Source organism: Agrobacterium sp. A3-95, assembly GCF_053521785.1.
This window is the reverse complement of sequence record NZ_JBNWDR010000001.1, coordinates 681,509-701,810: the sequence shown is the minus strand read 5'-3', so window position 1 is coordinate 701,810 and position 20,302 is coordinate 681,509. Positions and strand designations below refer to the sequence as shown.

Here is a 20,302-nt window from a genome sequence, read left to right as displayed (position 1 = left end):
CGGAGTTTCCAATGCAGATTGCAAACAACACCGGCACCACTCCGTTCGAAGAAGCCTTGCCCGACGTTCTGATGCGCGTGGTATCGGAACTGCACGATGTCGCCTATCTGATCGAGCGCATCGAGCCGCAACTGCTGGAAGCGACAAGCGGCGAATTGTCCAGCGATGGCGTCAAGCTCTTGCAGGGCATCGACCTTGCCGTCCAGAAAACCCGCGGCCTTGCCGAGTTCATCGATACCGTCACCGGCTCCATTCCCGGTGATTGGATCGTGGATGTCTCGACCGCGCTCAGCCTCGTCAAGCTGGCAGAAATGCAAAAGGCGCTGGGCGCAGCCATCCGCCATGGCCATTCGCAGCCGCTGGACAAGGTCGCCGGCGACTTCGATCTGTTCTAGACAGCATTCATCTGGCCGTTCCCTTCCTTTCGCGGATTGCGGATTGCGGATAACGGCAACGCTCGCGCAAGCTTCGCACCCTATTGTCATTACGGGGCCAAAAGGTCTCGGACTCTATGAATGACGGTGCGGAACAGAATGAATCTGTTAAATCAAATCCCTCAGGTCTTGAAGAATTTCGCGGCGCTGGGTCAGACACGGTTGTTGATGCTGGGCGGCGTGGGCATTTTGTCCATGGCCATTATCCTTGCAGCAGCACTTTACGTGAACCGTCCCGCTTACGAGACCCTTTATGTGGGACTTGAAAAAAGCGACCTCAACAAGATCAGCATTGCACTCGCCGAAGCGGGGCTGGACTTTCAGGTTGGAACGGATGGCGCCAGCCTCCAGGTTCCGGTCGGCCTCACCAGCAAGGCAAGGCTGCTTCTGGCCGAGCGCGGCCTGCCTGACAGTGCCAATGCCGGTTATGAGCTTTTCGACAATGTCGGTTCTCTCGGACTGACTTCCTTCATGCAGGAAGTGACCCGGGTTCGCGCGCTTGAGGGTGAGATCAGCCGCTCCATTCAGCAGATCGACGGAATTGCGGCCGCACGCGTCCATATCGTCATGCCGGATGTCGGTAATTTCCGCCGCGGTGAGCAGAAGCCCACCGCATCGGTCATGATTCGAGCCAATGCCACCGCCGGGCGCAAAGCGTCCGCTTCCATCCGTCATCTCGTCGCCTCGGCCGTTCCCGGCCTTGAAGTCGATGACGTGACGCTGCTCGATTCCACCGGCCAGCTTCTCGCTTCCGGTGACGACGTCACCAACGCCGCCATGAACCGCTCGCTGACGCTGGCGCAGAACGTTCAGCAGGAAATCACCACCAATATCGACAAGGCGCTGGCGCCTTTCCTCGGCATGGACAATTTCCGCTCCAGCGTGACGGCGCAGCTCAATACCGACAGCCGGCAGATTCAGGAAACCGTCTACGATCCGGAATCGCGCGTCGAGCGCTCCGTCCGCACCGTTAAGGAAGACCAGAAGTCCCAGGAAACGCAGCCCGATACGGCCGCGACCGTGGAACAGAACGTACCGCAGGCAGCGCCCCAGGGCGGCGCAGGCGGCCCGCAGTCTTCCGACCAGTCTGCCAAGAAGGAAGAGCAGACCAACTACGAAATCAATTCCAAAACGGTCGCCACCGTCAAGAATGGCTATACCGTCGAGAAGATTTCGGTCGCCGTGGTCGTCAACAAGGGTCGCATCGCCAAGATGGTCGGCGAACCCGTCGACCAGGCCAAGATCGACGCCTATCTTGCCGAAATGCAGAAGATCGTCACCTCGGCTGCGGGGGTTTCCTCCGATCGCGGCGATATCGTCACGCTAACGGCGATGGACTTCCTCGAAACGCAGCTGCTCGACGAAGCCGCAAGCGGGCCGGGCATCATGGAAGTGCTCAGCCGCAATTCGGCAGGCATCATCAATTCGCTCGCCTTCGTCGCTGTTGCTTTCCTCGTCGTCTGGCTCGGTGTACGCCCTCTGGTTCGTACGGTCACTGGCAACGGCGCGGCAGCAGGCCAGATCAGCCAGGAGACCGCAGGCCTCGAACTGCCGGATTTCTCTCCCGGCATGGATGCGGGTGCTGGTGGTCTCATGGAAGGGTTTGGGGCGGATTTCGGCTTCGACAGCACCGACGATCTTCTGGCAGGCGGCGACAGCGAAGGCACCTTCAACCGCCGGGTTCGCGAAGGACCCGAGCGCAGGCTCTCCCGCATGGTGGAAATCAGCGAAGAACGCGCAGCCAAGATACTTCGCAAATGGGCAGTGGAAAAAGCTGCATGATTTTGAAAAAGGCCGGGGTTATCCCGGCCTTTTGCGCATTTCCGGGTTCTTTGGTATCTTGGCGCCGCGCGCCGTCGCATTCCCGCTTTGGGACACTGTTTACAAAAAATTCAGCAACGATACAGTTTGCTGGGAATAGGCTGAGAATGCCGTTTATGGATTGGTCAGCTTTTCAGTATGTTTTTTAGGAATAGACGAACAAGGAAATACGTGGAAAGGCTGGTGTCAGGTAATGGCAAATCCCAGTCCGTTCCATAAAATGAAGTGATTCGGTCTCCGGGGGCTCACCATCCCATTTTGGTAAGCTTCTCGAATGGAATGATTCCATCCCGAGGTATAATCTCCCCATTGGGAGCAAGAGGGCGTAGGCGATTGAAAGTCGATGTTGATATCCGCAGGCTGTCTGCCAAGCCTATGGAGGGCATGGGTAAGCCCTTGCCACGCGACCAGCTTGCCAAGAACGTCGCAGCCTCGGCCGCTGCCGGCAACGTTTCAGGCGCGCTGGATCTGCTCGTAACCTACGCCGGCGCCTCGCATTATCTGCTGGCGCGGGAGGATCTTCTCGAAGAAACCGGACTGAAATTCATCATCACATCCGACTGGCCTTTCGATCTGGTGCGCAGGCTTGGTGCCGAACTCGCCAACAGCCAGAACAGATCGAGCGAAATGGAAAAGTGCCTTTCGCTTCTGCAGCCGCGATTGCTTGTTCTTCCGGACGACGTTTCTGTCCCTTTCGGCATCGACCGGCAATATTCGGCGCTTTCCTTCTGTGTGGGTCGCATTCGTCTTTCGCTTCTGCTGCTGTTTCCTGAACACTCGGTTCCTTCGCCGGATCGTCTGCGCGAAATCGCGCTTCTGACCGGCTATTGCGTCAGCTTCGGCATTGCCAGCGAAGCAAAGGCCGTGCGTGACATCGACCTCACAGAACGTGAGCTTGAGTGCCTGTTCTGGATCGCGGAAGGCAAGACAAGCGACGAAATTGCGATGATACTTGGCATTTCGCGCAATACGATCAATAATTACATTACAAGTGTGATGCGGAAAACCGCGACGAAAACCCGCTCGGAGGCAATCGCCTACGCCGTGCGCAACAACCTCGTATAGATGGTCGGGACCCATGGTACAGACGAAAGATAATGAGGGTACGAGTCAAAGCAGCGGTATGTTTTACCGCAGCCCTGTTGTGACAAGCCGGTCGGATCTGTTTCCGAAGCTGGTCGCCATGCAGAAACTGGTTGGCGCACGTAATTTCGTGGTGACGAAGGCTGCCGCCTCCGGCTTCCCCAACAAGAAGAAGCTGACCTGCGAGCTGGAGAACTGGGGCATGAATGCCGCCGAACAGAGCGCGCAGTTCATCCGCGCGGTCGGCGATATTCTTTTGGATCATATCGAGACATCGCTGCTGCCGGTCATCTGGCGTAACAAGAACGCCGGCGGTTTTGCCGATCTTCCTGACGTGCCGGCTTTGATGCGCCGGATCGAGAACGATACATTGCCCTATGCGGGACTGGCTTTGCCGGTGCGGCTCGGCACGATCGGCAACGGCTACATCGTTTTCTGTGGCAGCAACCTCGTTCTCGACAACGAGGTCGTCATCGAACAGCACATCAAATGCTGCGAGATCATGGTCGATATGCTGGCGCTGGATGAGCGCAAGGTGGCACCGTCTGAAGCGTTGAGTGAAAGGGAAATCGCCTGTCTGCAACTGGCGGGTGATGGCCGTATCAGCGAAGAAATCGCGGTGAAGCTCGGGCTTTCGGTACACACCGTCAACGCCTATCTGGGTTCAGCGACGATCAAGCTCGATTCCGTCAACCGTATCCAGGCGATCGCAAAGGCCATCCGGCTCGGCTATATCCACTGATTGAGGAGGGGGCGGGCTTTCCCGTCCCTGTAAGCCGGCAGGCGCCGGCGCGGCTTGTGTAATCCACTCTAAAAGCTGCTATCGGTACTTCGCGTTTTTTTAACAGTTGCCAACTAGAACTTTTATAAGTTTGGTTTTGGGGAACTGTTTCATGCACAACCGGCTCTTTAAGTCCGTTGCGGGTAAGGTCGTCGTGCTGACGATCGGCCTGATTGCGCTCAGCGTCGCGGCAGTTGGTTTTTCGACATACATTCGCCTGAAGGACAATATCATCACCACTGCGCTGCGTGACACGCACAGCGCGATGCGCGGCATGGCGATCCTTTACGAGATGAAGGTCGGCGGCGTGGCCCTCGAAATGGTGGATGGAGAGCTCAAGAGTATCGGCCGCGCCAGCATCGGGACACTGCGCGACAATGATCTCGTCGACCGCACGGCTGCCGGTAATGGCGGCATCGCGACGGTTTTTGAAGCCAAGGCCGGCGATTATATTCGCATGACCACCAATCTGAAGAACGAAAAGGGCGAGAGAGCAGCGGGCACGAAGCTCGCCACCGACCATCCCGCTTTCGAAAAGGTCTCCAAGGGTGAGGGTTATTTCGGCGCCGCCACGCTTTTCGGCACCAATTACATGACCGGATACATGCCGGTTCTCAACAAGTCCGGAGCAACCGTCGGTATTCTTTTCGTGGGCGTTCCCATGGCCGTCTACGAAGCCCAGATTTTCGGCCTACGCGACCTGATGCTGATCTGTGGCGCGCTCGCCATGGTCGGCGTGGGATTGCTCGCCTATTTCGTCATCCGGCGCACCCTGCAGCCTCTAGGCAAGCTTACCGATGCGGTGAAGTCTCTTTCGGACGGCAATCTCGATACGCCGATCCCCTATGCCACCAATACCAATGAATTCGGCAACATCGCCCGCGCTCTCGTGATATTCCGCGAGAATGCGCTTGAGAAACTCGCGATCGAGGGCAAAAGCGCCGAGGAACGGTCCATGGCGGAATCGGAGCGTCACCGCAACGATGCCGAGAAGCAGGAGCTGGACGGCCAGATCGAATTCGCAGTCAGCGAGATCGCGTCCGGCCTCGGCAGGCTTTCGCGCGGTGATCTGAGCCGCACGATCGAGACACCCTTTAACGGCCGTCTGGATCGTCTGCGCACGGACTTCAACGAATCCCTTCTCAACCTGCGCGATGCGCTGGGGCAAATCCGCGAGCGCACCCTGGTCATCCAGCATAGCGGTTTTGAAATCGAGCAATCGTCGGTCGATCTGTCGAAGCGCACGGAGAATCAGGCAGCCTCGCTGGAAGAGACGGCAGCCGCTGTCGAGGAAATCACCGCAACGGTCAGATCGTCGGCCGAGCGGGCGCGCGAAGCCAACGAGGCCGTCCGCATCACCAAACAGAGCGCCGACAGTTCCGGTTCGGTCGTCAGCAATGCCGTGGACGCCATGGGCCGTATCGAAGACGCCTCGCGCAAGATCGAGCAGATCATCGAGGTCATCGATGACATCGCGTTCCAGACCAACCTTCTCGCCCTCAATGCCGGCATCGAGGCTGCGCGTGCGGGCGAGGCGGGCAAAGGTTTTGCGGTCGTGGCGCAGGAAGTGCGTGAACTTGCACAACGCTCCGCGGATGCGGCACGTGAAATTAAGCAGCTCATCAACCAGTCAACGCATGAGGTGAGCTCCGGATCGAAGCTGGTGCAGGAAGCGGGCACGGTCCTTTCAGCCATCAGCCATCAGATTGTCGCCGTCAGCCAGCATGTCGAAACCATCGCGACGGCGACGCAGGATCAGTCCTCCGCGCTCCACAATGTCAACGGGTCCGTCAACCAGATGGATCAGATGACCCAGCAGAACGCGGCGCTTGCCCAACAGTCGAGCGCAGCCAGCAGGGTGCTGTCGGGCGAAGTGGAAGCGTTGCTCGATCTGGTTCAGCGTTTTCAGATGGAGCAGGGCTCGGCGACTGGCCAGGATCGACTGAGCCGCGCAGCCTGACATTGGAATTTTTGAAAGTCGAAGAGCTCCCGAATCGCAAGGTCCGGGAGCTTTTTTATTCTGCCGCTGCGCGGGCCGTGCTGGATATCTGGTTGATATAGGCCCGCAGCGCCGCCGGTTTGACCGGCTTATGCTGGACGGAAATCCCATATTTTTCCGCATCGCTGCGCACTTCCGGGCTGCGGTCCGCCGTCACAAGCAGGGCAGGGATCGTTTTGCCGTAGAATGTCCTGATCAGGCGGATGGCGCTGATACCGTCGCCGTCGTCGAGATGATAATCGGCAATGATGACATCCGGCGCCGCTGACATTGTCAGGAACGGTTCTTCGAGTGTGGCCACCGAACCTGCGGGCAACACCTCACAGCCCCATCCCGTCAGCAATAACGTCATGCCCTCGAGGATTTTCGGCTCGTTGTCGATGCAGAGTACCCTGACGCCGGCAAGCCGGTCGCTCGCCACCGGATTGGCGATCCCGCCAGCGGCCTTGGCTGGCGTCAGGCGGTCTGCCTCGCGCGGCAGGTGGATACGGAATGTCGTACCTTTTCCGGGTGTGGAGATCAGCTGTACCGGATGGTGCAGCATGCGCGACAGCCGGTCGACAATTGAAAGGCCAAGTCCGAGGCCGGAGGCCGTTTTTGCACCCTCATCCAGCCGAGCGAATTCCTTGAAAACCGTGCGGAATTTGGATGCGGGAATGCCGATGCCGGAATCCGTCACCTGAATGACGACATCGCCTCCCCGGCGGCGCGCGCCAACGATGACCTTTCCACTCAGCGTGTATTTGATGGCATTGGAGACGAGGTTTTGTATCAGCCGCCGCAACAGGTTGGGGTCAGAACGGACGGTGAGCGAGGTGGGCATGACCACGAGATCGAGGTTCTTTTCCTGCGCCATCGGCGCGAAATCGGTTTCGATGCGTTTCAGCAGCTCGTTCAGCGGCACCGATGTCATGCGCGCTTTCATCGAACCGGTGTCGAGGCGGGAAATATCGAGCACCGCGCCGAGAATGGTCTCTACCGACTCGAGCGCCGAATCGATGTTCTGGACGAGATCGCTTTCCCCCGAGGCGCCAAGCCGCTCGACCAGCGAGGAGGAATAAAGCCGCGCGGCATTCAGCGGCTGGAGGATATCGTGGCCGGCGGCAGCAAAAAACCGTGTCTTGCCGATGTTCGCCTCGTCGGCGGATGCCCTTGCCTCCGCAAGTTCGCGGTTGACGCGGGTAAGCTCGACGGTTCGTTCCGCCACCCGCTGTTCCAGCGTTTCATTGGCCTGTTTCAGTGCCTGATCGCTCGCCACTCTCTGCGTGATATCGGTGAAGGTGGCGACGATACCCTTGTCCGGCATGGTGTTGGAGCGCACTTCAATGATGCGCTCGCCGCCGCCAAGCACCAGCGAGAAAGGCAGGTCCATGGTCAGGAAACTGGTGATCAGCTGTTCCGTGTCGCCCGGCGGCATGTCGCCGCGCTCCTGCAGCATGGAAACGATGTCCGTCAGCGGCAACCCCACCTGCCCGAATTGCTCAGGTAGATCGAGAAGGGTGCGGAAGCGCCGGTTCCAGATCGTCAGCTGCTGCGAGCTGTCGAAAACGGCGATGCCCTGGTCCATCTGCGCCAGCGCCGTTTGCAGCATGTCCTGATTATATTGCAGCGCCTCGCTTGCCTGATCCAGCAGCCAGGCCGTGTCGGCGCTGGTGTCCTCCGCCTTCTGGAGAATGATCGAAAGCACGAGGCGGGCTGAGGAGGAGCCGATGGCGCTGCCCAGCAATTGTTCGGAGAAATGGATCAGCGCCATGTCGGCGGGCTGGTCGTCATTGAGCTTCCTGCCCGCCGTCTTTTCATAGGTCGCCAATGAGCGCAGCATGCGCTCTTCACCGAGATAACGGGCAATCGCGCTTTTGAGATCGCCGACGCTGACGCGGGTTTTCCAGCCGCGCGTGGCGAATTGTGATTTCGAATGGCGCTTCACGAAGATGCCGGACTGGATGCGCTCCACGGGTCGTGGGTTGCGTGAAAGCGAGCCAAGCACGAAAGCCATGCTGTTGACGAGCAGGCTGAGGATGACCGCGTTCACAAAAGGGTCGGCCTCGGGACCGTTAAAGACCGTACTGCCAGAAAAGAGGAAGCCGAGAACGGTGGCCGCGACCTCTGAGTTATCAGGCCCGCCGAAGCTCGGCAGAAACAGCAGGTAGGCCCAGACAAAAAAGCCTGAACTCAAACCGGCAATCGCACCGCGCGCATTGGCGCGCCGCCAGAACAACCCGCCGAAAAGGGCAGGTGCCATCTGGGCGATGGCGGCAAATGCCAGGAGGCCGATGGAGGCAAGCCCGGTGGCGCTATCGGCCGCACGGTAGTAGCCGTAGCCCAGAAGCATCACCGCAAAGATCGCTGTTCTGCGGATGTTGAGAAGCGTTTTGGCGAAGTTGTCCCGGTGCGGCGAACGGTTCAACAGCTTCTGCCGCAAAAAGATCGGCATGACGATGTCGTTGGAAATCATGATCGACAGCGCGACCGAGGCAACGATCACCATGGCGGTCGCCGCTGAAAATCCGCCAATGAAGGTAATCAGCGAAACGACCGGCATCTGATGCGCAAGCGGCAATTGCAGGACGTAAAGATCGGCGTTGCCATTGGCGCCGAGGGTCAAAATTCCGGCAAGCGCTATCGGCAGCACGAAGATGTTGATCGCAATCAGATAAAGCGGCAGCAGGAACCCCGCCATGCGCAGCTCTTCCGGCGTGCGATTTTCAACCACGGTGACATGGAACTGGCGCGGCAACAGGATGATCGCGAAACCGGAAAGCAGGGTCATCACGATCCAGCGGCTGATGGGCGTGTGATAGGATATGGCCCGCATGGCCCGTTCATTGCCCGACGCAAGTTCCCACAAATGCGAGGGGCCGTCGAAGAGGACGAACAGAACGTAAAAGCCGACGGTGCACATGGCGACGAGCTTGACGAGCGATTCCATTGAAATCGCCAGAATAAGCCCGTCCTGGTGTTCGGTGGCGTCGGTATGCCGGGTGCCGAACATGACGGCGAAGCCCGCCATGACGATGGTGACGAGCAGCGGCAGATCGAGGAAATAGAGGTTGCCGCTGCCAATGCCGTAATCGCCGGGATCGACCATCGTCGCCACCGAACTGGAAACGGCCTTCAATTGCAGCGCGATATAGGGAATGGCGCCGACAAGCGCGATGATGGCGACAATCATCGCCACGGTGGAGTTCTTGCCGTAGCGGGCGGCAATGAAATCGGCAACCGACGTCAGCTTTTCGGTTTTGGCAAGCTCCACGATCCGGCGAATGATCGGCATGCCAATGGTGAAGGCAAGGATCGGCCCGGTATAGATGCCGAGGAATTCCAGCCCCTTGTCCGCCGCAAGCCCGACGCCGCCGAAATAGGTCCAAGAGGTGCAATAGATCGCCAGGCTAAGCGCATAGACGAACGGCCGCCCCTTTTTGGGAGCGTTTCTTTTCCGGCTGTTCCTGTCCCCATAACTTGCAACCGCAAACAGCAGCAGGACATAAGCGAAGGCCGAACCGAATATGATCCACCCAGGAAGCACGCATCCTCCCCATGCAACAATCCCTGAAAACGAGCATAGGCGAATTCCGGGCCGTTGAGAATGAGCGCGGTCTGATCATAAAGTTCAAGACTACCGTGCAAAAAGCCTAATAAATGCAATCTTGACGAATTCCAAATGGGACAGGGAATCTATATGGTTGAACCCGTAGGGACAGTCACATAGCTTCAGCTCGCGAAGCAGGAGAGGGACCATCTGATGCTTAACGAATTTAAAACCTTCATTGCCCGTGGCAATGTCATGGATCTGGCCGTGGGTGTTATTATCGGGGCGGCGTTCAGCAAGATCGTCGATTCCGTCGTCAACGACCTTATCATGCCGATCGTCGGTGCGATTTTCGGCGGGTTCGATTTTTCGAACTACTTCCTGCCGCTCAGTTCCAGCGTCACCGCAAGCTCGCTTGCCGCCGCGCGCGATCAGGGCGCTGTCTTCGCTTATGGTAACTTTCTCACGGTCCTCATAAACTTCCTAATTCTCGCCTGGATCATTTTCCTGATGGTCAAAGGGGTCAACAAGCTTCGCGCTTCTGTCGACCGGAAAAAGATCGAGGAAAAGTCGGAACCGGCTCCGCCGCCGGAAGACGTCAAGCTTCTCACCGAAATCCGCGATCTGCTGAAGACGCGTTGAAGCTTAGATTGTCCCGGCGCGATATTGCTGACCATGGGTCAGCTCCCTCTCGCCGGGCATCCATCCATAAAGAAAATCCATGACTGTTGCACGGAATATCATGCATATCGCCCGTTCGATGCGATAAGAAGACACCAAACGGAGTGTCTTTAATGTCCATTTTGAACAGTCTGAGTGCGCGCTCTCTGGCGGCTCCCGAGAGCGGCATTGTCGAGGTCGTGAATTATGCCCGGGGACGGGACAATCTTCTGCCGCTTTGGGTCGGCGAAGGCGATCTGCCAAGCCCGGACTTCATCAACAAGGCGGCCATCGACGGGCTCAACAATGGCGAGACCTTCTATACCTGGCAACGCGGCATTCCCGAATTGCGCCAGGCGCTCAGCAGCTACTACGAGCGTCACTTTTCAGCCTCTCTATCCGCAGATCATTTTTACGTAACAGGTTCCGGCATGCAGGCGATTGCGCTTGCGGTGCAAGCGCTGACGTCGCCGGGCGACGAGATGATCTATCTCACGCCCACCTGGCCCAATATTGTTGCCGCCATCGGCGTGGCGGGCGCAAAGGCGGTCGCAGCCGGCATCGATTTCCACGATGGTCGCTGGGATCTCGATATCGGCAAGCTGGAAAGTGCGATCACCGGTAAGACGAAGGCGCTCTTTATCAACACGCCGTCCAACCCGACCGGCTGGACCGCAACGCGAGACAATCTTCGCGATGTTCTGGCACTCGCCCGCAAGCACGACCTCTGGATCGTGGCGGATGAGATTTACGCACTTTATCACTATACCGGCACCCGTGCGCCGTCGTTCCTCGACGTGATGGAACCGGATGACAAAATCGTCTTCGCCAATTCTTTTTCGAAGAACTGGTCCATGACGGGCTGGCGTGTTGGCTGGCTCGTGGCGCCACCCGTCATCGGGCAGGTGATCGAGAATCTTATTCAATATTCCACCTCCGGCGTGGCGCAGTTCATGCAGCGCGGCGCAGTCGCGGCTCTCGACCATGGCGACGGTTTCGTCCGCGAGAACTACGAACGCGCTCTGACATCCCGCGACATTCTCTGCGATGCGCTGATCGCGACGAACCGCGTGGAGACATTGAAGCCGGATGGCGCTCTTTATGCCTTCCTCAAGGTGGACGGCGTGACCGACAGCCGCGCCACGGCTCTGGATATCGTTGACAAGACCGGCGTCGGCCTCGCGCCGGGCACCGCATTCGGCCAAGGCGGAGAGCTGTTTCTCCGCGCCTGCTTCCTGCGCAACCCAAAGCAGATCGAAGACGCAGCCGATCGGCTTGCGTCCTATATTCTCGGCAGATAACCGCGATCCTGCGATAGCCCGCCCTGCCGCGCCGAATTTGGCCGCGGCAGGCAGATTTTCTGCCAAAAGAGTCATGGCAAGCCGCTAAAACTACAACCTCAAGGCGTACCAATCGACGTGCGGGCTTTTCTGTGCTATGCGCCTTGTGTTCCATTTATGAGAACATTTTCATCTAATAAATAAAACACACTTCATTGCGCTAACCAATCGTAAGCCACCTTTTCATAGGGGCAAGGGATAGGTGGGGTATTTGCTGTGCAAGTAATCAATGATGAAGAATTATTGGCTTTGATGGACGCAACAAAAGCAAACAGGGAAGTAATGTCATGGCTGTTCTGGTCACCGGTGGGGCCGGTTATATAGGAAGCCACATGGTGTGGGCTTTGCTCGACGCCGGTGAAGACGTCGTTGTTGTCGACCGTCTTTCGACGGGATCACGTTGGGCGGTCGCGCCAGCGGCGCGTTTCTATCTAGGCGACGTCGCCGATCGCGACTTGCTCGGCCAAATTTTCGAACACAACCAGATCGAGACCATTTTCCACTTCGCTGGCTCCGTCAGCGTCCCTGAATCGATCAGCCAGCCGCTGGAATATTACGAAAACAATACCGGCACGACCCGCGCCCTTGTTGCGGCGGCAGTCGGTCATGGTATCCGCAATTTCATCTTCTCTTCAACTGCCGCGGTCTATGGGAACCAACCCTTTGTTGGCCCGGTGCCGGAAACGGCAGTTCTCAGCCCGGAAAATCCCTACGGCCTGTCGAAACTCGCCTCAGAAATCATGTTGCGCGATGTCGTGCAGGCACATGATTTCAACTATGTGGCGCTGCGTTATTTCAATGTTGCCGGCGCCGACCCGAAGGGCCGTGCCGGGCCGTCCCCCACGGGTGTGGCGAACCTCATCAAGGTAGCGTGCGAAGCGGCAACCGGCCGGCGCGACAAGGTTGAGGTTTACGGAACGGATTATCCGACCGCTGACGGCACCGGCGTTCGCGACTATATCCATGTCAGCGATCTGATCGACGCGCATATGCTCGCCATGGCGCATCTGCGTGCTGGTGGCGGCACACGAACGCTCAATTGCGGTTATGGCGTCGGCTATTCGGTACTGGACGTGCTGCATGCCGTGCAGCGGGAATCCGGAAACGATTTCCCGGTTATCCATTGTCCCCGCCGCGCCGGCGACATTGCCACGATGGTTGCGGATTCGAGCCGTATCCAGTCGGAACTCGGATGGTCGCCGCGTTTCAATGATCTCACAACCATCGTTCGCACGGCCCTTCAGTGGGAGGCTAAACGTCAAGCCCAGCGAAGCGACAGGATTCTGCCTGGGCAGCATAAACTGGCAGCGATAGGCTGAGCAGCCGTTGGTTTTCGGGATGCGGTTCTACCTGACGGAAAAATAGAGGACCGGTCGATCCGAAAGAGTGGCAGCGGGAAGCCATTTCTCGCTGTCGAAAAAGCTGCGCGTGAGCTTCAGTCCCGGCAATTGTTCCGTTGCCAGCAAAATCAGGTTCAGCCGATGTGGCGCAGACGGCTCCGGCTTTAGGGAGACGGAAATGCCGAAATGCTCTGCCTGATAGGGTTGCAGCCTGCGTGCCGGCTCAAGCATGCTGGCAAGGTCGGCCCAGCGCGTCTGCTCGATGATCATCGCCAACGCGTCCTCAAGCTTTGTCAGAATAACGGCACCATCAGGTGTCTGCGGCGCAACCACTTTCATCCTGATAGAGCGAACCTCGTCGGACGCCTCGCCTCTGATGTCTAGAAAAAGCGATGCCCGTTCCGACGCGTTCGCCGTGTCCCCGACCACAAGATCGGCCATGCATTCGAAATTGCGGATCTTCACCGGGCTTGCGTGCCAGCCTTGCGGGTTGGAAAAGCCCGCCGCGGTAAAGCGGTCGCATAGGTCCTTGCCGGAAAGAACGAAGTCGCGGGCAAAGGATGCCCTGTTGCCGCCTTGCTCGAATTTCAGCAGATGCGGCGGTAGATTGAGTTTTTGGGCGGTAACCTTATGCCGCTTGACGGGCTTCATCCGGGCTGGCTGCTCGGCGGAGCGTGTGGCAGGCGCAAGGTTGAGATAGCTCAGCAGGCTTTTGAGATGTTTCTTGTCATTGGCAAGCAGCACCGTTGCCAATATGGCAAGACAAACTGCCAGCACCGCAAACAGCAGCGCGCCAGGCCTTACTCTTTTTTGCAGGCTTGCGTCCATCGGGGAACCCTAATGGCTGCCGGGGGAGGGGCGTCAACCGGTTTTTGATATGGCTTTCGGGCTGTCGGTAACCCGGTGAATGTACTGCGAGCTGAAGGTCATTAAAAATATTCTGTATTCCACCGCCGGATTTTCCGGCGGCGCAACGTTATTCGGAGGAATTTTTGAACGAGTCCTGCTCGTCCGCGCTGCTTTCGTCGTCGGCGACAGGAATGGCGTAGGAACCGTTCAGCCAGCGGGCGAGATCGAGCGAGCGGCAGCGATCCGAACAGAACGGATAGTCTTCCCGTGTCGAGGGCCGCCCGCACTCCGGACATGGCTTCGTTTTCCGAAGCGGCGTGACATTTCCCGAACCTTCAGGAGATGATTTTGTCATGGTCTATCCTTCGAGCCAGCCCGACGTCACCTCGAATCCTTCACCGGAAAGAAGCGACATGGTCTCATACAGCGGCAGGCCGACGACATTGGTGTAGGAGCCGGTCAGTTTCTGCACGAATGAGCCGGCAATGCCCTGGATACCATAGGCCCCGGCTTTGCCGCGCCATTGCCCGGAGGCGATATAGGCGTCGATCTCGCGCGTGGTAAGGCGTTTGAAACGCACCTTGGTTTCCACAACCTTCTGACGGATCTTGCCGCCGGGCGTCACAAGGCAGATGCCGGTATAGACCCAATGGCTGCGCCCCGAGAGAAGATGCAGCGCTGCGGAAGCCTCCTCGGTATATTCCGCCTTGCCGACAATGCGGCGACCCACGGCCACCACGGTGTCGGAGCCGAGAACATAGGCGTCTTTCCACGTCTGCTCGCTCTTCAGCGCCGCATGCGCAGCCTCGGCCTTCTGTAGCGACAGGCGACGGCACAGCGTGCGCGGATGCTCAAGCTTTACGGGCGTTTCGTCGATATCCATCGGCATCAGACGTGCCGGCTCGATGCCGATCTGGTGCAATAGTTCCAGACGCCGCGGCGAACCGGATGCCAGAACGAGCTTTTGTTTTGAGTTGGTCATTGCGCTGCCCGGGCTTCCGAATGCCGAAAACGGATTACTTGAAGCGATAGGTGATGCGGCCCTTGCTCAGGTCGTAAGGCGTCATTTCGACCAGCACCTTGTCGCCCGCCAGAACGCGGATACGGTTCTTGCGCATGCGGCCCGCAGTGTGGGCGATGATTTCGTGTTCGTTCTCAAGCTTCACGCGGAATGTTGCGTTCGGCAGCAATTCGGTTACGATGCCCGGGAATTCGAGGACTTCTTCTTTTGTCATGTAAGGGTTTTCTTCCTGTTGATAGTGCCGGACCTGTCGTGTCCGGGAAAATTGCGCGGAAACTACACAATCCCGGCACATTTGTGAACCTCTAAAGCATCACGGCGAAAATCGGAACCGATTTTCGCCAGGTGAGAGGTGCGGATCGAATAAATGCCTGTCCTGTGCGGCGTTTGAAGTGTCTGGTCCGATCGAAACGGACACTCAACCTCAGTCTTTTGAAAGCGTATCCGCCGCCGGCTGCGGCCTTCCTGGCAGGCGTTCGGTAATCAGCCTGGCAAGATGGTCCCGCACCTCGCGATAGGCATCCAGAATCTGGTCCCGCGTGCCGGTGATGACGGTTGGGTCCATGGTTGGCCAATAGACAACGTCGAGCGAGTTCGAGCGTGTCAGTTCAAGTGCTGCGTGATGAGCTTCGGGTGTCAATGTAATGATCAGATCGAAAAAATCATCCTCGATCTCGTCCAATGTACGCGGTTTGTGTTTGCCGAGCGAAAATCCCTGTTCTTCCAGAACCGCATCCACAAAGGGGTCACGCTCGCCCGCACGCACGCCGGCCGACTGGATGTAGATGCCGGGCGCCACCAGTCGTTTGGCGATGACCTCGGCCATGGGAGAACGGATGGAGTTCATACCGCACATGAAGAGGACCGATTTGGGAGCCTGTCCCCCATTTGGAGCCGTGGCGGGATCTCTCATCTCTAACCCCGCCAATAAAGCACACAGACAAGGGTGAAAAGACGGCGCGCAGTATCGAAATCGATTTTGATCTTGCCGGAAAGCCGGTCCATCAAAGTCTGCGAGCCGTCATTGTGAATGCCCCGCCTGCCCATGTCGATCGCCTCGATCTGGCTTGGAGTGGAGGAGCGTATCGCCTCGTAATAGCTTTCGCAGATCAGGAAATAATCCTTGATGATGCGGCGGAACGGCGTCAGCGACAGGATATGGGTCGAGACATCCTTCTCGTCTTCGGTCTTGATCGAGAAAACCAGCTTGGCATCGACCAGCGATATGTGCAGCCGGTATGGGCCGCCCTCATGGCCGAATGGTTCGAACGTGTTTTCCTCAATCAGATCGAAAATGGCGACGGCGCGTTCATGCTCCACGTCCGGCGTGGACCGGCCGATGCTATCGTCCAAAACCACATCGCAGAGCCGGAAATCGCCTGAAGCCATCTCTTAACTTTCCGGGTTGAGGCGAATGGAGACGGAGCGCGCATGCGCGTCCAGCCCCTCCGAACGGGCAAGGGTGATCGCCGCCGGCGCAAGCTGCCGCAGCTGCTCAGGCCCGAGACGCAGGATCGAGGTACGTTTGACGAAATCCAGCACTGAAAGGCCGGAAGAGAAGCGCGCTGAGCGCGCCGTCGGCAAAACGTGGTTGGAGCCGCCGACATAATCGCCGATCACCTCAGGCGTATGGCGCCCGACGAAGATCGCGCCGGCATTGCGGATATGCGCCATCAGCGCGTCCGGATCGTCAACGGCAAGCTCCAGATGCTCGGCGGCAATGCGGTTGGCCAAGGGAATGGCATCGGTGAGCTTTTCGACGAGAATGATCGCACCGAAATCCGCCCAGCTCGCCGCTGCCGTCTCGGCGCGCGACAGCCGCTTCAGCTGCCGTTCCACGGCCGCCTCCACCGCCTTGCCGAGTTCGGCATTGTCGGTGATGAGAATGGACTGCGCGCCACGGTCATGCTCCGCCTGCGCGAGAAGATCGGCGGCCAGCCAGTCAGGATCGTTGTCCCTGTCGGCAATGACAAGCACTTCGGAGGGCCCGGCGATCATGTCGATGCCGACAGTTCCGAAGACATGCCGTTTCGCGGCCGCCACATAGGCATTGCCGGGGCCGACAATCTTGGCGACAGGCGTGATTGTTTCCGTGCCGTAGGCGAGTGCAGCCACGGCCTGTGCGCCGCCAATGCGGTAGATTTCCTCAACACCTGCAATGCGCGCGGCGGCAAGAACGGCGGGGTTTATCACGCCGCCATTCGCCGGCACGACCATGACGATACGCTCTACACCGGCAACCTTGGCCGGGACAGCGTTCATAAGGACGGAGCTTGGATAGCTCGCGGTGCCGCCGGGCACATAAAGGCCGACAGCTTCGATCGCCGTCCAGCGTGAACCGAGGCCCACACCGATCTCGTCTTCGTAGATATCGTCCTTCGGCATCTGCCGCGCATGGTGTTTTTCAATGCGCCTCGCTGCGAGTTCGAGAGCTTCGATGACACTTCTGTCAACGGCTTCGACGGCCGCATCGATCTCTTCCGCTGTCACCCGCATCGAGACCTTCGAGAAATCGATGCCGTCGAATTTAATGGAGTAGTGGGCAAGGGCCGCATCGCCGCGATTGCGGACGTCATCGATGATGTCGCGAACGGTCGCGTTGACGTCTTCCGAAACTTCCCTCTTGGTTGTCAGGAAGGCAGCAAATTTCTGTTCGAAATCAGCCGATGCCCGCTCCAGCCAGATTGCCACGCCATTACCCTCTCATTTTCCTCGCGGCGATCCCGCGAGGTGCACGAACTCACCGCAGAAAAATGCGGCTCTGGTATGTGGCATAAATCGAAACAGTGACGAAAGGCAACCGTTGCAATGGCGTGGAGAGCTTATTCGCTATCGGGATGATGCGGTTTGGCGGCAGTTTCCCAGGCGCCGCTCACATCCGTCAGCTGCGCCTCGATGCATTCGACATCGAGTGCGATAGCCCCGCCGCCCGAAAGCGTCAGTTCGACGGCGCCATCAGGACCTTCGCCGTTCTGCACGAAGCGGATTGCGAGGAGCGAAAGCACCTGTTCCTTATCAGTGCGATTGATGCCGTGCGAGCGGACAGCGGAGACCCGCTTCAGGAAAACCACGCTGCGGCATCGCTCCGGCGGCAGGTTCTTCTTATTCGCGTTTTCCCAGACGAAACGATTGGCGGAAAGTGTAAATTGGCCCTGCTTTGCCTCGAATGCAACGTCCTTCAGTTTGAAGACGCTGTCCTGCATGTGCGTCGAAATGACGGAGAGATCTTCAGTATCCAGCGCGAGCAATTTCAGGCCGCTCATCGTTTTCTTCCTTTTCCGCGGGGCCGCGCCCGCAATGTCTATTCCTTGTACAGGAAATAGGCAGTCGCGGCCCGCTCTGCAACGGGGAGAAAACGAATGAGCGGCGATGAAAGGATCAATCGCTGACGCGTTCGACCAGCGCACCGCAGCGGGTGAGCTTTTCTTCAAGCCGTTCGAAACCGCGATCGAGGTGGTAGACGCGCGAAACCATGGTCTCGCCTTCCGCCACCAGGCCCGCAATGACCAACGACACCGAGGCGCGCAGATCGGTTGCCATGACAGGCGCACCCTTCAGGCGGGTAACGCCTTCGATACGGGCCATCTGCCCGGAGAGCGAAATCTTCGCGCCGAGACGGGCCAGTTCCTGCACATGCATGAAGCGGTTTTCGAAGATGGTTTCGGTAATGTGGGATACACCCTGCGACCGGGTCATCAGCGCCATGAACTGCGCCTGGAGGTCGGTTGGGAAGCCGGGGAAGGGTTCGGTGACGATATCGACCGGCTGAATGCCGTTGCCGTTGCGCACGACGCGCAGACCGGTCTCCGTGTCGCTGATCGACACTCCGGCAAGCCGCAGCGTGTCCAGCGCATTGTCGAGCAGCGATGCACGCGTGCCTTCCAGCACCACATCACCGCCAGCCATGGCAACGGCCATGGCATAGGTGCCGGTCTCGATACGGTCAGGCAGCACCCGGTGGCGTGCGCCGGAAAGCGAGGTGACTCCCTCGATGGTGATGGTGGAGGTGCCAGCGCCCTCGATCTTCGCGCCCATCGCAGTCAGGCAGTGCGCTAGATCGACGACTTCCGGTTCGCGGGCGGCGTTGTGAATGACGGTGGTGCCTCTTGCAAGGCTCGCGGCCATCAGCATCACATGCGTCGCGCCGACGGAGACTTTCGGGAAGGTATAAACAGCGCCGATAAGGCCGCCCTTTGGAGCGCTGGCGTTGATATAGCCGCCATCGATCTCCATCGTTGCGCCAAGTGCCTGCAGGCCCTCGATGAACAGGTCCACCGGACGGGTGCCAATGGCACAGCCGCCGGGCAGTGAAACGCGCGCACGGCCTTCACGGGCCAGAAGCGGGCCGATGACCCAGAAGCTGGCGCGCATCTTGGAAACCAGCTCGTAAGGTGCGGTGGTATCGACAATGGTACGACAGGTGAAGTGGACCGTGCGGGAATAGGCTTCGCCCTGGCTTTCACGACGGCCATTGACCGAAATATCGACGCCATGATTGCCGAGAATACGGATGAGCTGCTCGACGTCCGCCAGATGCGGCACGTTTTCGAGCGTCAGCGTATCGCTGGTCAGAAGCGAAGCGATCATCAAAGGCAGAGCGGCGTTTTTCGCGCCGGAGATGGGAATGATGCCGTTGAGCTTGTTACCACCCGTAATTCTGATGCGATCCATGCGTCCCTACGGGCCTTTGCCCGCCTTTCTTAATCATGCCTTGCGGAAATGCGCGTCCTTAGACGAGTTTCCGCGGCGTTTCAAATGATGCTGGTGAATTCTCTATGAGGATGATTCGTCCGTTTTTGCGGCAGGCAGGCCAATCGTCTCATCCGCATCGCCGGCCCGGCGCGCGCGAACCTGCTGTTTGCGCTTCTGCAGGTTTTCACGCAGCTTCTTCGCTGCCCGCGCCTTGCGCTCCGCCTCGCGTTGCCGCGCCTTCTCGCCGGGACCAGCCTGGGCGTTGCCGCTTGCCGCAAGGGCAACGGGGTCTTCTGAAGCGTTCACGGAAAACGCCGCCTTTGCCTGTTTGTCATGATGTTCGTTCATAAATTCAGCAATATCCGAAAAATACGTTTTTCAACAGGGGGAACGCTTTTTTGCCCCGCTTGTTGAAGAATATCGTTTTGCGACTTGCGCTCGTCAAAAACCTATGGCAATAGGCCGCCACGCTTGATGCTGAAGCAAACGCTTCGGCACCGGATGCTGCTATAGCTCAGGGGTAGAGCACTCCCTTGGTAAGGGAGAGGCCGAGAGTTCAAATCTCTCTAGCAGCACCATTTTCCCCAATAAAATCAGAAATTTACGCAACGTGACGGTGGGTCTTGTCCACGATGTCGGCTTGCTTTTTCGCAACATTCTGCACTGGTCTCGGTAAATGTGAAAACCGCGCCTCTTGCGAAGCGCGGTTTCCATTTCCGAATATTCTGTTGCTGCCAGAGCGGGACGAAACCG

The 20,302-nt window shown here is 58.4% G+C and carries 19 protein-coding genes and 1 tRNA gene; 9 read left to right on the top strand and 11 right to left on the bottom strand.

What is annotated here, in order from left to right; translation table 11 throughout:
• The first annotated feature begins 11 nt into the window (after positions 1-11).
• The 5 genes from cheT to ACQZ5Y_RS03495 all read left to right on the top strand — a co-directional run bounded on the left by cheT (position 12) and on the right by ACQZ5Y_RS03495 (position 6,079).
• Positions 12-395, top strand: coding sequence for a chemotaxis protein CheT (gene cheT / locus ACQZ5Y_RS03515; RefSeq protein WP_003515012.1), 384 nt, complete (start codon positions 12-14; stop codon positions 393-395).
• A 138-nt stretch (positions 396-533) separates the two neighbouring features.
• Entirely contained in the window at positions 534-2,216 is a 1,683-nt protein-coding gene (gene fliF / locus ACQZ5Y_RS03510) for a flagellar basal-body MS-ring/collar protein FliF (protein WP_003515013.1), read from the top strand.
• A gap of 372 nt (positions 2,217-2,588) precedes the next feature.
• Positions 2,589-3,320, top strand: a complete 732-nt coding sequence (gene visN / locus ACQZ5Y_RS03505) for a transcriptional regulator VisN (protein ID WP_003515014.1) — start codon at positions 2,589-2,591, stop codon at positions 3,318-3,320.
• A 58-nt stretch (positions 3,321-3,378) separates the two neighbouring features.
• Positions 3,379-4,080 carry a transcriptional regulator VisR gene (gene visR / locus ACQZ5Y_RS03500; RefSeq protein ID WP_003515015.1) on the top strand — a complete coding sequence of 234 codons (702 nt, stop codon included), beginning with the start codon at positions 3,379-3,381 and terminating at the stop codon, positions 4,078-4,080.
• A gap of 151 nt (positions 4,081-4,231) precedes the next feature.
• Positions 4,232-6,079, top strand: coding sequence for a methyl-accepting chemotaxis protein (locus ACQZ5Y_RS03495; RefSeq protein WP_174049176.1), 1,848 nt, complete (start codon positions 4,232-4,234; stop codon positions 6,077-6,079).
• Positions 6,080-6,134: 55 nt separating this feature from the next.
• On the opposite strand, the gene ACQZ5Y_RS03490 is transcribed toward ACQZ5Y_RS03495, so the two are convergent.
• Positions 6,135-9,644, bottom strand: a complete 3,510-nt coding sequence (locus ACQZ5Y_RS03490; RefSeq protein ID WP_003515030.1) for a PAS domain-containing hybrid sensor histidine kinase/response regulator — start codon at positions 9,642-9,644, stop codon at positions 6,135-6,137.
• A 216-nt stretch (positions 9,645-9,860) separates the two neighbouring features.
• Between ACQZ5Y_RS03490 and mscL the strand changes: the two genes are divergently transcribed.
• The 3 genes from mscL to galE all read left to right on the top strand — a co-directional run bounded on the left by mscL (position 9,861) and on the right by galE (position 12,966).
• Positions 9,861-10,289 carry a large conductance mechanosensitive channel protein MscL gene (gene mscL / locus ACQZ5Y_RS03485; protein WP_003515034.1) on the top strand — a complete coding sequence of 143 codons (429 nt, stop codon included), beginning with the start codon at positions 9,861-9,863 and terminating at the stop codon, positions 10,287-10,289.
• 152 nt (positions 10,290-10,441) lie between these two features.
• The gene (locus tag ACQZ5Y_RS03480; protein WP_019564317.1) at positions 10,442-11,608 is read left to right on the top strand and encodes a pyridoxal phosphate-dependent aminotransferase; all 1,167 of its coding nucleotides are present in this window, start codon (positions 10,442-10,444) and stop codon (positions 11,606-11,608) included.
• 326 nt (positions 11,609-11,934) lie between these two features.
• On the top strand, positions 11,935-12,966 hold the full coding sequence (gene galE / locus ACQZ5Y_RS03475; protein ID WP_174049177.1) for a UDP-glucose 4-epimerase GalE: 1,032 nt from the start codon (positions 11,935-11,937) through the stop codon (positions 12,964-12,966).
• A gap of 27 nt (positions 12,967-12,993) precedes the next feature.
• On the opposite strand, the gene ACQZ5Y_RS03470 is transcribed toward galE, so the two are convergent.
• From ACQZ5Y_RS03470 to ACQZ5Y_RS03425, 10 genes are all read right to left on the bottom strand, one after another.
• On the bottom strand, positions 12,994-13,815 hold the full coding sequence (locus ACQZ5Y_RS03470; protein ID WP_174049178.1) for a DUF6030 family protein: 822 nt from the start codon (positions 13,813-13,815) through the stop codon (positions 12,994-12,996).
• Positions 13,816-13,963: 148 nt separating this feature from the next.
• A complete protein-coding gene (gene yacG / locus ACQZ5Y_RS03465; RefSeq protein ID WP_003515047.1) occupies positions 13,964-14,191 on the bottom strand; it encodes a DNA gyrase inhibitor YacG in 228 nt (75 codons plus the stop codon).
• A 3-nt stretch (positions 14,192-14,194) separates the two neighbouring features.
• A complete protein-coding gene (locus ACQZ5Y_RS03460; RefSeq protein WP_003515050.1) occupies positions 14,195-14,818 on the bottom strand; it encodes a Maf-like protein in 624 nt (207 codons plus the stop codon).
• Between the two features lie 34 nt (positions 14,819-14,852).
• Positions 14,853-15,071 (bottom strand): translation initiation factor IF-1, encoded by a 219-nt coding sequence (gene infA / locus ACQZ5Y_RS03455; protein ID WP_003493814.1) that lies wholly within the window; start codon positions 15,069-15,071, stop codon positions 14,853-14,855.
• Positions 15,072-15,281: 210 nt separating this feature from the next.
• Positions 15,282-15,770 carry an arsenate-mycothiol transferase ArsC gene (locus ACQZ5Y_RS03450; RefSeq protein WP_065688347.1) on the bottom strand — a complete coding sequence of 163 codons (489 nt, stop codon included), beginning with the start codon at positions 15,768-15,770 and terminating at the stop codon, positions 15,282-15,284.
• Positions 15,771-15,772: 2 nt separating this feature from the next.
• On the bottom strand, positions 15,773-16,246 hold the full coding sequence (locus ACQZ5Y_RS03445; protein ID WP_003515052.1) for a UPF0262 family protein: 474 nt from the start codon (positions 16,244-16,246) through the stop codon (positions 15,773-15,775).
• 3 nt (positions 16,247-16,249) lie between these two features.
• Positions 16,250-17,548 (bottom strand): histidinol dehydrogenase, encoded by a 1,299-nt coding sequence (hisD, locus tag ACQZ5Y_RS03440; RefSeq protein ID WP_065661368.1) that lies wholly within the window; start codon positions 17,546-17,548, stop codon positions 16,250-16,252.
• A gap of 131 nt (positions 17,549-17,679) precedes the next feature.
• A complete protein-coding gene (locus ACQZ5Y_RS03435) occupies positions 17,680-18,120 on the bottom strand; it encodes a DUF2948 family protein (protein ID WP_013635465.1) in 441 nt (146 codons plus the stop codon).
• Positions 18,121-18,235: 115 nt separating this feature from the next.
• The gene (gene murA / locus ACQZ5Y_RS03430) at positions 18,236-19,528 is read right to left on the bottom strand and encodes a UDP-N-acetylglucosamine 1-carboxyvinyltransferase (protein WP_025592455.1); all 1,293 of its coding nucleotides are present in this window, start codon (positions 19,526-19,528) and stop codon (positions 18,236-18,238) included.
• Between the two features lie 102 nt (positions 19,529-19,630).
• Positions 19,631-19,855 carry a hypothetical protein gene (locus ACQZ5Y_RS03425; RefSeq protein WP_370647617.1) on the bottom strand — a complete coding sequence of 75 codons (225 nt, stop codon included), beginning with the start codon at positions 19,853-19,855 and terminating at the stop codon, positions 19,631-19,633.
• 197 nt (positions 19,856-20,052) lie between these two features.
• Here ACQZ5Y_RS03425 and ACQZ5Y_RS03420 point away from each other — a divergent pair.
• Positions 20,053-20,127, top strand: a tRNA-Thr gene (locus ACQZ5Y_RS03420).
• Positions 20,128-20,302 lie beyond the last annotated feature (175 nt).

What these genes read in the sequence shown, in the direction of transcription:
- cheT (WP_003515012.1), top strand. Translation starts at nt 12, where the DNA reads ATGCAGATTGCAAACAACACCGGCACCACTCCGTTCGAAGAAGCCTTG.
- fliF (WP_003515013.1), top strand. Translation starts at nt 534, where the DNA reads ATGAATCTGTTAAATCAAATCCCTCAGGTCTTGAAGAATTTCGCGGCG.
- visR (WP_003515015.1), top strand. Translation starts at nt 3,379, where the DNA reads ATGTTTTACCGCAGCCCTGTTGTGACAAGCCGGTCGGATCTGTTTCCG.
- ACQZ5Y_RS03495 (WP_174049176.1), top strand. Translation starts at nt 4,232, where the DNA reads ATGCACAACCGGCTCTTTAAGTCCGTTGCGGGTAAGGTCGTCGTGCTG.
- mscL (WP_003515034.1), top strand. Translation starts at nt 9,861, where the DNA reads ATGCTTAACGAATTTAAAACCTTCATTGCCCGTGGCAATGTCATGGAT.
- ACQZ5Y_RS03480 (WP_019564317.1), top strand. Translation starts at nt 10,442, where the DNA reads ATGTCCATTTTGAACAGTCTGAGTGCGCGCTCTCTGGCGGCTCCCGAG.
- galE (WP_174049177.1), top strand. Translation starts at nt 11,935, where the DNA reads ATGGCTGTTCTGGTCACCGGTGGGGCCGGTTATATAGGAAGCCACATG.
- ACQZ5Y_RS03470 (WP_174049178.1), bottom strand. Translation starts at nt 13,815, where the DNA reads ATGGACGCAAGCCTGCAAAAAAGAGTAAGGCCTGGCGCGCTGCTGTTT.
- yacG (WP_003515047.1), bottom strand. Translation starts at nt 14,191, where the DNA reads ATGACAAAATCATCTCCTGAAGGTTCGGGAAATGTCACGCCGCTTCGG.
- ACQZ5Y_RS03460 (WP_003515050.1), bottom strand. Translation starts at nt 14,818, where the DNA reads ATGACCAACTCAAAACAAAAGCTCGTTCTGGCATCCGGTTCGCCGCGG.
- infA (WP_003493814.1), bottom strand. Translation starts at nt 15,071, where the DNA reads ATGACAAAAGAAGAAGTCCTCGAATTCCCGGGCATCGTAACCGAATTG.
- ACQZ5Y_RS03450 (WP_065688347.1), bottom strand. Translation starts at nt 15,770, where the DNA reads ATGAGAGATCCCGCCACGGCTCCAAATGGGGGACAGGCTCCCAAATCG.
- ACQZ5Y_RS03445 (WP_003515052.1), bottom strand. Translation starts at nt 16,246, where the DNA reads ATGGCTTCAGGCGATTTCCGGCTCTGCGATGTGGTTTTGGACGATAGC.
- ACQZ5Y_RS03435 (WP_013635465.1), bottom strand. Translation starts at nt 18,120, where the DNA reads ATGAGCGGCCTGAAATTGCTCGCGCTGGATACTGAAGATCTCTCCGTC.
- murA (WP_025592455.1), bottom strand. Translation starts at nt 19,528, where the DNA reads ATGGATCGCATCAGAATTACGGGTGGTAACAAGCTCAACGGCATCATT.